Raw genomic sequence first — 11,001 nt, 5'->3', positions numbered from 1 at the left:
AACAACACGTAAATTACAACAATGAAACAATTTCTTAACAAAATTTGCATAAAATGTATTCCAATAACTTTACGGCGCGTTAAATTGGTTTAGAATTAACAGAGTTACATTACCAACTACTCAATACATTCTAATAAAGCTGGTATCTTTATTCACACTTCGGAGAATTAAATGAAAAACTTAAGTATTGTTTTGGCTGCCTTGTTAGGCTTTGCTGCATTCTCAGCATATGCTGATGTAGATAATGCAGTTAAGCTGCAAACCAGATACAAATCATTCGCTAAAACCGCCAACCCAGAATACGGCAGCCCATCAGCTGTTGACGGTAAACTATTCTTCAACCGCAAGATCAAAGGCGCCAACGGCAAAGAGACTTCATGCTCATCATGCCACACACAAAACCCAGCTAACGAAGGCAAGCACATCGTTACCGGTAAGAAAATCGCTCCATTATCACCTAACGTAAATCCAAAACGCTTTGCAGATGTTGATAAAGTTGAAGAACAATTTACTAAACACTGTAATGAAGTAATCGGCGCCGATTGTACAGCCGCTGAAAAAGCAAACTACATCGCTTATCTATTAACTGAAAAAACACCAACAGCTAAAAAATAATTAGCTACTTGCGCTGAACATTGCAGGGTTGCATTAGCAATAGTGCTACCCCGTTAATAGGAAGCAAAATTAAAAAGCAGTGTTTCACGTGAAACACTGCTTTTTTAACGCCCAATAACAATATCACCACCCATTCCGCATTGCGCCCTGCAATAAACATATACTGCCAATATACTAAATTTACCTGGTCAATATTAATCCGACTATTCGAAAATACTCCAGATTGAGCAGGGAAGTCATGGGTAATGTATACAAAATCGGACAGATTGATGAGCCGAACACCATGCATATTCTCCAACCACGTTCCACGTGAAACATATCAAACCAACTTTACACGACAACAATTAAAGGCCTATACTGGGCTGTGAATTACAATGTAGCGTAATTTACCTACACAACCTTATATTTGCGTTGAAAAACCAGAAAATTTAACATTGCAACAGTTTTATAATAACCAATAAGGAGCATTACCATGGCCGGTAAATTCGAATTAAAAGTAGCTAAAAATGGGCAATTCCACTTCAATCTATTAGCTGGCAATGGCCAGGTGATTCTACAGTCAGAGATGTATGAGACCAAAGCCAGCGCACTTAACGGCATTGCCTCTGTCCAGAAAAATGCCCCCGATGACAACCGCTACGAACGCCTGGTATCAAAATCCGGAAAACCGTACTTCACGCTAAAAGCCGGTAACCATCAGATTATCGGCCAAAGCCAGCAATACGAAAGCGAAGCCTCGCGTGACAACGGCATTGAATCCGTCAAAAAAAATGCGCCGGAAGCGCAGGTCATTGAAGCCAGTGCATAATTGAAAGGTAGCTAGAAGATACAAATAAACTCGGCAGTAATAGCCGAGTTTATTTGCCGATACAGAATTTAGAGAATATCTCGCCAAGCAAGTCGTCTGGAGTAAATTCACCAGTGATGCCACCAAGAGATTCCTGCGCCAGCCGCAACTCTTCAGCCACCAACTCAGCAGAATCCATCTGATTACCCGCCAATTGCAAATGCGCTTCAACCTCAGCCAGAGCCTGCAAATGCCTGGCACGCGCCATAAAAACACCCTCTGAATTATTCTGATACCCAGCCAGCTTCAACAATTGCGCCTTAAGCAATTCAACTCCAACTCCGGTTTTTGCAGAGAGGTAAATATGCGTTGCCTGATTTTTTTCTTCAATCAAAGCCGGTTCTTGGGTCACATCTATCTTATTATGCACCCAGATTTTGGCGATTTCTTGCGGCAACCTATCTAAAATCGATTTTTCAGTCTCGGTAATGCCATGGGCTGCATCTACCAATAATAATGCGATATTGGCCGTTTCTGTGGCTCGCCAAGTTCGGGCAATACCGAATTTTTCCACCTCATCGTCTGTTTCACGCAAACCAGCAGTATCAATAATATGCAAAGGTACGCCGTTAATCTGAATTGCGTTTTTAATAGTATCGCGGGTTGTGCCTGCAATTGAAGTTACAATCGCAACCTCTTCACCAGCAAGCTGATTCATCAAGCTTGATTTTCCGACATTAGGCTGGCCGACCAAAACAACATTAATACCTTCTCGCAACAAACTGCCTTGCCTTGCTTTTGCAAATACAGAAGAAAGCTCTATCACAATTGCCGCCAATTTCTCAGCCACGCGCCCCTGCGTAATGAAATCAATTTCCTCTTCCGGAAAATCAAGGCACGCCTCAACATACATACGCAGATCAATCAACTTGAGCAACAGACTATTGATACGCTGTGAAAATTCACCAGATAAAGAACGTACCGCGCTTTTTGCAGCCTCCATCGTAGCCGCATTGATTACATCAGCAACAGCCTCTGCCTGAGCAAGATCCATCTTGTCATTCAGGTAAGCGCGGCGCGTAAATTCACCCGGCTCCGCTTGGCGCGCACCTAAAGCTATACAGCGTGACAATACGATCTGCATCAACGCAGTACCGCCGTGCGCCTGTAATTCAAGCACGTCTTCACCTGTATAGGAATGGGGATTGGGGTAGAAAATAGCGATGCCGCGATCAATCAGATCACCGTTCGCCTGTTTGAAATCAAGATAAGCTGCATGACGCGGGGCAGGGCAATGCCCCAGCACTTCGGTCGCTATAGCACGGCTTAACGGGCCAGAAACCCTGACAACACCAATGCCGCCAGCACCACTGGCGGTGGCGATAGCGGCAATAGTGTCTATTGGACTAGTGATGCTCACCTGATTTTTTAACGTGACCTTGTTTTTTAGCCAGATTTTCAGCATGGATCATCTTGTTCACATACCATTGCTGAGCGATGGATAGCACGTTATTCACAAGCCAATACAATACAAGACCAGCCGGGAAGAAGAAGAAGAACACGCTGAATACCACCGGCATCCAGGTCATGACCTTAGCCTGCATTGGGTCTGTAGGTTTAGGATTCAGCTTGGTTTGGATAATCATGGTAGCCCCCATGAGAATCGGCAGGATGTAATACGGGTCAATTGCAGACAGGTCTTTAATCCAGCCAAAGAACGGCGCATGGCGCAATTCGACAGAACCCAGCAACACCCAGTAAAGCGCAATGAATACCGGCACCTGAATCAAGATAGGAAAGCAGCCACCCATAGGGTTGATTTTCTCTTTTTTGTAGAGATCCATCATCGCCATCTGCATTTTCTGGCGATCATCACCAAACTTTTCTTTCATTGATTGCAGGCGTGGTGCCAACTCGCGCATCTGCGCCATGCTACGGTAACCTGAAGCCGAAAGCTTGAAGAATGCAGCTTTAATCAGCAAGGTCAGCAGGATAATTGCCACACCCCAGTTTTGTACCACACCATGGATTTTAGCCAACAGCCAGAACAGTGGAGCAGCAATGATAGTCAGCCAGCCATAGTCAACAGTGAACTCAAGACCAGGTGCCGTTGCATGTAAATCCTGCTTGGTTTGCGGGCCAGAAAACAGGCGAGCCGGTACAGTCAGGCTTGCACCCGGTGCAATCGTACTTAACGTGCTCTTGGTACCAATACGGTAAATTTTGCTGCTCAATTTATCGGTGTAAAACTTACGTTCAAGACCATCCTGAGGAATCCAAGCGCTCACAAAATAATGCTGCAGTAAGCCAACCCAGCCATCTTTCGAAGTGATGTTAAGCGGTTTTTCCAGCATATCCTTGAATGCAAGTTTCTTGAATTTTGTTGCCTCGGTGTAATACGAACCACCGGTGAATGTAGGCATTAACGCGGAGCCCTGGTTAGATTCACTGTCATGTACAATCTGGTAGTAAACGGTGGGCGTTATTGCTGCTGTTGTACCGTTTTTAATTTCATAACTGACATCAATATCATAACGATTACGATGGAAAGTATAGACTTTATCGACAGTAATGCCATTTGCACTAGCCCAGCTTAAGCGTACTTCAAGCTTATCCTGGCCATCCGCCATCTGATAACTGCTCGCACCACTGGTGAATACAGCATTATGCGAAGGCAAATCCCCTCCGATCAAGCCGGTCTGTGCTACATAGAGCATCGGCTTGGCAGCATCATCCAGCAATACAAAGTTTGCCTTCTCGTCATCTGCCGCACGATGCTTCAGCAGTTCCAGCCTGCGCAGGTCACCCCCCGTAGTTTCAATATCAGCCTTGAACAAGTCTGTTGTAACTTGAATACGCTGACCTGTCTGCAATTTGTAATCGCCATTCACCGGCACATCAGCAGGACTAGCCGCAGGCGCCACATTCTGGTTGGCAGCAGCAACCTGCGGTGCAGTTTCCGCAGGTGCATGATGACGCTGCCAGGCATCCCACAACATCAAAATAGACATAGAAAATATTACAAATAAAACTAAACGTCTTGTATCCATAATTTTTTATTGGCGATCTTTTAAAAATTTAATGTAACTTAAGGGATAGGGTCATGGCCGCCGTCACACCATGGGTGGCAACGTGACAGTCTGCGAACGGTATAATAACTGCCGGCAATAGCGCCATGCTTGTGAAGTGCATCTAATGCATATTGTGAGCAAGTGGGGTAAAAACGGCATTGCTGACCAAAAAATGGACTCAACACCAATTGATAGACTTTAACAATCCAGATCAGTAAACGTGCCATCATCATTTATCACCACTTAATTTGCACCTACTCACTAATCTGCACCGGAACAACAGAGATTACTGGCAACTGCGCTTGTGTACGTCGATTTACTTTTTCGATCAACGATTCAAACTCTTGTTTAATCTGCAAAAAATCTTCTTTTTCAAACTTTTTCTGCACGCGTATTACTAAATCAACAGGATTGATTTTATATTGTTGAGCTCTGAAAAACTCACGCAATACGCGGCGCATATAATTTCTATCTACAGCCCGCTTGGCAACTTTCTTACCCACTACCAAACCCAACCGTGCAAACCCAAAATCATTAGGCTGATAGTGTACCGCTAAATACCTGGCTGAAATGCGTTTGCGGAAATTAAAAACGGATGAAAATTCATCCGTTTTAATCAGCTTAGCTTTTTTTGTAAATCTAAGCGTAGGCACTGTTATTAATATAGTGTTTTAATGTAAAAAACGCTAAAAATAGCACAGTGGTATAAAAACAAAGCTCCCAAGGAGCTTTATTATTAAAGACCTAAGCGTGAACGACCTTTAGCACGACGAGCTGCAATCACAGCGCGGCCGCCTTTAGTTTTCATGCGAACTAAGAAGCCATGCGTACGGGCACGACGTGTTTTAGATGGTTGATATGTACGTTTCATGTAAATCTCCGGCTAGCAAAATGCTACAAAGGGCGTTATTAAACCCGATTACACGCTCTTTTGTCAATGTTTATTTAGATTTAGCCACTTAAATGCATCAGGTTCTGGTCGAATAATATTTATATTGGCAAATTATACAAATGGCTGTGGATAAGTTTGCCTAAAACAGCTAGAATGAATGGCTGATTACACCGAAGATAATATTAACAATAAATATTATTTATATATTAAAAACAATAACTTAAATAACAATACCTTTTAACACAGGTACAAATAAGGGTAACGCTCAACTGATGGATAATTTTTGGCCTGCTTGTATCAGCCGTTTTGAAAGCGAGCTTTCTGCACAACAATTCAACACCTGGATCAAACCACTTAATGCCAATATAGATGGCGAAAAAGTGGTTATTTGTGCGCCCAATCGCTTTGTAATGCAGTGGGTCAAAGACAGGTTTCTTAAAAAAATAGAACAATTTGCCGATGAACTCAATCTTGCTGGTTTAAAAATAGAATTCATCGTCGGTGAATCCAAGGGAAAGGCTGCCAATCCGGTTGCCAGCAAAAAAGCGGAGCCAAAAACTAAAAACAATACCCCGCAAAACACTGTTGAAAAGAACCTGAGTGAAGAAAATCTGCTGGATGAAGAAAATCTTAAAGCAGAACTACAGCAGAACATTAAAATCAACTTAGCTAAAGCACTGAATTCAACAGCCGGAAAAAGTTCGGGCAGCTCGAAATCCACACATAAAAAGAGTGATGACTCCGGCCTAAATCCAAGTTTTAATTTCAGCAATTATGTGACCGGCCGCGCCAACCAGTTGGCACGTGCAGCCGCTATACAGGTTGCAGAAAATCCAGGCACCGCTTACAACCCTTTGTTTATCTATGGTGGCGTAGGCTTGGGTAAAACACACTTGTTGCAGGCTATAGGCAACGAGTTGAGAATTCACAACCCAAACGCAAAGATCCGTTACCTGCACGCAGAACGCTATGTTTCTGATGTAGTCAAGGCATACGAGCATAAAGCGTTCGATGAGTTTAAACGCCAGTATCACTCTCTGGATCTGCTGCTGATTGACGATATTCAGTTTTTTGCAAAAAAAACTCGCACCCAGGAAGAATTCTTCTACGCGTTCAACTCGCTGATTGAAACTAAAAAACAGATTGTAATTACCTGCGACACTTACCCGAAAGAAATCGCAGATGTGGATGAACGTTTAAGAACACGTTTCAGCTGGGGTTTAACCGTTGCGGTTGAACCGCCGGAACTTGAGATGCGGGTAGCCATCCTGCTTAAAAAAGCTGAAGCTGTACATTTAAACCTACCCGAAGACGTAGCATTTTTTATTGCCAAACAGATTCGATCCAGCGTACGTGAGCTGGAAGGGGCGCTTAACCGTATTATTGCCATGGCGAAGTTTACCGGCCATGCAATTGATGTGCATTTAGCCAAAGATGCCTTGCGTGATTTAATCGCTGTACGCGGCAGGCAAGTGACCATGGAAAATATTCAGAAAACAGTAGCTGACTACTACAAAATCAAAGTAGCGGAAATGTACAGCAAAAAACGAACACGTAACTTTGCAAGACCTAGGCAAATAGCTATGGCGTTGTCACGTGAACTTACCAATCACAGTTTTCCGGAGATTGGTGAGGCTTTCGGCGGCAGGCATCATACAACTGTCATGCACGCATGTGATGAAGTCGATCAATTAAGGCAAAATGATCCTACAATAGCCAGGGATATCGGATTTTTAGTACAAGTAATAAGAGGTTAATATTAAGGATTGCGTGTGGATAGAATTAGGATAAGGTTGTGTTTTTAAAATACCGGATTTTTACTCAACAATCTATCCACAACAGATTATGGCTTTACCAAGAAAACCGTATTTAAATCAAGTTGCTGATTTTAAATATAAATAACAAGTTATACACAGAAATTAACTTCATTATTATTGTTATTATTTTATATACATTATTTAGGTTATAAAGATGAATATCCAAATCAACCGTGAAACTTTATTAAAACCATTAACTTCAGTAACAAGCATTGTAGAAAAAAGGCATACATTACCTATTCTGTCCAATCTGTTACTTGAAGCAAAACAGAATAAGATTCATCTGACTGCTACAGATTTGGAAATGCAGATTTCATTGTCAGTAGATAGCGGCACTAGCGGTGATTTTTCAACCACCATCTCTGCAAAAAAACTACTCGATATCTGCAGATCTTTACCTGACAGTTCGGAAATCAATATGGCTACCAATGATAGCCGCATTACCGTAAAAGCCGGTAAAAGCCGTTTTAACCTGCAGACATTGCCTGCTGCCGATTACCCGGTAATGACTAAAACCACTAGCCAGGCGACTTTAATCAATATCGGTCAGGGGCAATTGAAAGATCTGCTGAAGCAGGTTGAATTTGCAATGGCCCAGCAGGACATTCGTTATTACCTGAATGGTTTGCTATTTGAAGTGAATGCCAATCGTTTGAATATCGTAGGTACGGACGGACATCGCCTGAGTTTCACATCTACCGAACTTAAACAGAATTATGAAAAACAGGAAGTAATCCTGCCTAGAAAAACCGTCATCGAATTAATTAAATTACTTGATGATAGCGAAGAAGACGTAACGGTAGAGATTTCGAACAATCAGGTGAACTTTAACTTTGGCAATATCAAACTTATTTCTAAAGTCATCGATGGGAAATTCCCTGATTACAACCGTGTTATCCCGACCGGGCATAAGAATACATTTTCTGCCGAACGTTTAAATGTTTTACTGGCCATGCAGCGCGCTTCAATTTTATCTAATGAAAAATATCGCGGTATCCGTATGGTATTGAGTAATAACAACCTAAAGCTGATCAGCACTAACAGCGATCAGGAGGAGGCTGAGGAAGAGTTGGAAATCGATTACAACGGTGACAGTCTGGATATAGGCTTCAATGTTACTTATTTAATTGATGTACTCAATAATACCAATAGCGATCAGGTGACATTCTCATTTGCAGATGCTAATAGCAGTTGCCTGATCACTGTACCAAGCAATGCTGATTATAAATATGTAGTAATGCCGATGCGCATCTAAACAAAGGCCTGTTTCACGTGAAACATCATTTTAATCAAATTTTATAAAGACTTAATGGCATGACTGATAAACAAGCAATATCACCCGAGTACGATTCATCCAGTATCAAAATCCTGGAAGGCCTGGATGCGGTACGTAAACGTCCAGGTATGTATATTGGCGACACCTCAGATGGTTCCGGTTTACACCATATGGTGTTCGAGGTGCTGGATAATGCAATTGATGAAGCGCTGGCCGGTCACTGCGATGATATTAAAGTCATCATTCATCCTGATAACTCCGTAAGCATATCTGATAATGGTCGCGGTATTCCAACCGATATCAAACATGATGATATCAGGGCGGTAAAACGCTCCGCTGCTGAAATTGTAATGACTGAACTGCATGCAGGCGGAAAATTTGACCAGAACTCTTATAAAGTTTCCGGCGGCCTGCATGGGGTAGGTGTTTCTGTAGTGAATGCACTTTCTGATTGGCTCAAATTAAAAATCTACCGAAATGGAAAAGTGCATCAGATGGAATTCCGTCGTGGTGAAGCAGTGGCGCCGCTATTGGAAACAGGGATTACCGACAGAAAAGGAACCGAAGTACATTTCCTGGCATCTACTGAAACTTTCGGCCTGGTTGAATATCATTTTGAGATTCTGGCTAAACGTATCCGTGAACTTTCATTCCTGAATAATGGCGTGAAAATCGAGTTGATAGACCAGCGTAGCGGAAAAAGCGAAAACTTTGCTTATTCAGGTGGTGTAAAAGGTTTTGTAGAATACATGAATCGTACCAAAACCGTGCTGCACCCCAAAACATTCTATGCAATGGGTGAAAAGGACGGCATGACTATCGAAGTTGCCATGCAGTGGAACGATTCATACTCGGAAACCGTACAGTGTTTTACCAACAATATTCCACAGCGTGATGGCGGCACCCATTTAACAGGTTTGCGTACCGCAATGACGCGTACCTTGAATCAGTATATCGAGCAAAGTGAAATCGCGAAAAAAGCTAAGGTGGAAACTACCGGCGATGATATGCGTGAAGGGATTACCTGCGTATTGTCAGTCAAAGTACCGGATCCAAAGTTCTCATCACAAACAAAAGATAAACTGGTTTCAAGTGAAGTGCAGCCGGTAGTATCTGAAGTTGTTTCTGCAAAACTGGCAGAATTCTTACAAGAGAACCCGGCAGATGCGAAAATTATCTGCGGTAAAGTGGTAGAAGCAGCCCGTGCACGGGAAGCTGCGCGTAAAGCACGCGATATTACCCGCCGTAAAGGGGTTATGGATACCATGGGTTTACCGGGTAAGCTGGCAGATTGCCAGGAAAAAGACCCGGCACTGTGTGAAATTTACTTGGTCGAGGGTGACTCTGCCGGAGGTTCTGCCAAGCAAGGCCGTGACCGCAAAAACCAGGCTATTCTGCCGCTTAAAGGTAAGATTCTCAACGTTGAAAAAGCACGTTTTGATAAATTATTAGGGTCGCAAGAGATTGCCACACTCATTACCGCGCTGGGTACCGGCATTGGCAAAGAGGATTTTAAAGCTGAAAAACTGCGTTATCACCGCATTATCATCATGACCGATGCTGACGTTGACGGTGCACATATCCGCACCTTGCTGTTAACCTTCTTCTACCGCCAAATGACCGAGTTGGTGGAACGTGGCCATATCTACATCGCGCAACCGCCGCTCTACAAAGTGAAACAGGGTAGGGATGAGCGCTACCTTAAAGATGAGCAGGAACTGGACATCTACCTATTGCAGTCAGCCTTAAAAGGCGCTGAGCTGGATACCAAGACCGGAGCAGGTGTGTTGACCGGTGATCAGCTTACAGAAATTGCCAGGCAGGTAGTGCTCACTGAAGCAGTGATTCGTCGCATATCATCCCTGTATGACGAAAGCGTATTGCGTGCAATCCAGGATGCCGGCGAGATTAACCTGTCTGACGAACAAAGTGCAAACAAGATTGCTGAGAAACTGCGGCCAATTCTAGGTGCAGTGGGCAGTGAAGTGATTGTAGCGTTTGATGCGGAAACCAATGCCTACCGCCTGGAAATCAACAAATATGTACATGGTAATCTGCAATGCTGCGTCATTAATGCAGAGTTTCTGAGCAGTGGTGATTACAGGCAGATCCTGAAAACCTCTACCATGCTGCAAGGCCTGGTAGGCCAGGGTGCAACGATTAAACGTAATGAAAAAGAGCAACTAGTCACCACTTTCAAACAGGCATTGGACTGGCTGCAAGGCGAAGCTAAAAATACATTGAATATCCAGCGCTATAAAGGTCTGGGAGAAATGAACCCTGAGCAGTTGTGGGAAACAACAATGGATCCAAAAGTCCGCCGTTTATTGAAAGTACAGATTGATGATGCAATTGCAGCAGACGAGATTTTTACAACGCTGATGGGAGATAACGTAGAACCTAGACGTGCGTTTATTGAAAATAATGCATTAGGCGCTAATAACCTGGATGTTTAAAACTTCTTAAAAAACATTCGCAATACAAACAAAAAAAGCCCTCTAAGGGCTTTTTTTGTAACTGATACTTCATGATCACTATTTAAA

The 11,001-nt window shown here is 43.1% G+C and carries 10 protein-coding genes; 5 read left to right on the top strand and 5 right to left on the bottom strand.

The window, feature by feature from the left end; all coding sequences use genetic code 11:
* Positions 1-171: 171 nt before the first annotated feature.
* Both GQ51_RS08485 and GQ51_RS08475 read left to right on the top strand, forming a co-directional pair.
* Entirely contained in the window at positions 172-615 is a 444-nt protein-coding gene (locus GQ51_RS08485) for a DUF1924 domain-containing protein (RefSeq protein ID WP_052177775.1), read from the top strand.
* A 472-nt stretch (positions 616-1,087) separates the two neighbouring features.
* Complete coding sequence (locus GQ51_RS08475; protein WP_047552080.1) at positions 1,088-1,423, top strand: YegP family protein; 336 nt, start codon at positions 1,088-1,090, stop codon at positions 1,421-1,423.
* Between the two features lie 49 nt (positions 1,424-1,472).
* Here the strand turns inward: GQ51_RS08475 and mnmE are convergent, their stop codons facing one another.
* From mnmE to rpmH, 5 genes are all read right to left on the bottom strand, one after another.
* Positions 1,473-2,867 carry a tRNA uridine-5-carboxymethylaminomethyl(34) synthesis GTPase MnmE gene (gene mnmE / locus GQ51_RS08470; protein ID WP_052177774.1) on the bottom strand — a complete coding sequence of 465 codons (1,395 nt, stop codon included), beginning with the start codon at positions 2,865-2,867 and terminating at the stop codon, positions 1,473-1,475.
* A complete protein-coding gene (yidC, locus tag GQ51_RS08465) occupies positions 2,809-4,452 on the bottom strand; it encodes a membrane protein insertase YidC (protein WP_047552078.1) in 1,644 nt (547 codons plus the stop codon). The genes mnmE and yidC overlap by 59 nt, the downstream gene beginning before the upstream one ends.
* 38 nt (positions 4,453-4,490) lie before the next feature.
* A complete protein-coding gene (gene yidD / locus GQ51_RS12325; RefSeq protein WP_200884412.1) occupies positions 4,491-4,700 on the bottom strand; it encodes a membrane protein insertion efficiency factor YidD in 210 nt (69 codons plus the stop codon).
* Positions 4,701-4,727: 27 nt separating this feature from the next.
* A complete protein-coding gene (gene rnpA / locus GQ51_RS08460) occupies positions 4,728-5,126 on the bottom strand; it encodes a ribonuclease P protein component (RefSeq protein WP_047552076.1) in 399 nt (132 codons plus the stop codon).
* Between the two features lie 83 nt (positions 5,127-5,209).
* Positions 5,210-5,344: a 50S ribosomal protein L34 gene (gene rpmH / locus GQ51_RS12320; RefSeq protein WP_015833284.1), complete on the bottom strand. Its 135-nt coding sequence runs from the start codon at positions 5,342-5,344 to the stop codon at positions 5,210-5,212.
* Between the two features lie 293 nt (positions 5,345-5,637).
* Here rpmH and dnaA point away from each other — a divergent pair, with 293 nt between their 5' ends.
* From dnaA to gyrB, 3 genes are all read left to right on the top strand, one after another.
* Positions 5,638-7,122 (top strand): chromosomal replication initiator protein DnaA, encoded by a 1,485-nt coding sequence (gene dnaA / locus GQ51_RS08455; protein ID WP_047552074.1) that lies wholly within the window; start codon positions 5,638-5,640, stop codon positions 7,120-7,122.
* A gap of 214 nt (positions 7,123-7,336) precedes the next feature.
* Complete coding sequence (dnaN, locus tag GQ51_RS08450) at positions 7,337-8,437, top strand: DNA polymerase III subunit beta (RefSeq protein ID WP_047552072.1); 1,101 nt, start codon at positions 7,337-7,339, stop codon at positions 8,435-8,437.
* 59 nt (positions 8,438-8,496) lie between these two features.
* A complete protein-coding gene (gyrB, locus tag GQ51_RS08445; RefSeq protein WP_047552070.1) occupies positions 8,497-10,914 on the top strand; it encodes a DNA topoisomerase (ATP-hydrolyzing) subunit B in 2,418 nt (805 codons plus the stop codon).
* Positions 10,915-11,001: the final 87 nt, after the last annotated feature.

Source organism: Methylotenera sp. G11 (assembly GCF_000799735.1).
Taxonomy (GTDB): domain Bacteria; phylum Pseudomonadota; class Gammaproteobacteria; order Burkholderiales; family Methylophilaceae; genus Methylotenera.
The sequence above is the reverse complement of the archived record's forward strand: the minus strand, read 5'-3'. Positions and strand labels throughout refer to the sequence as shown.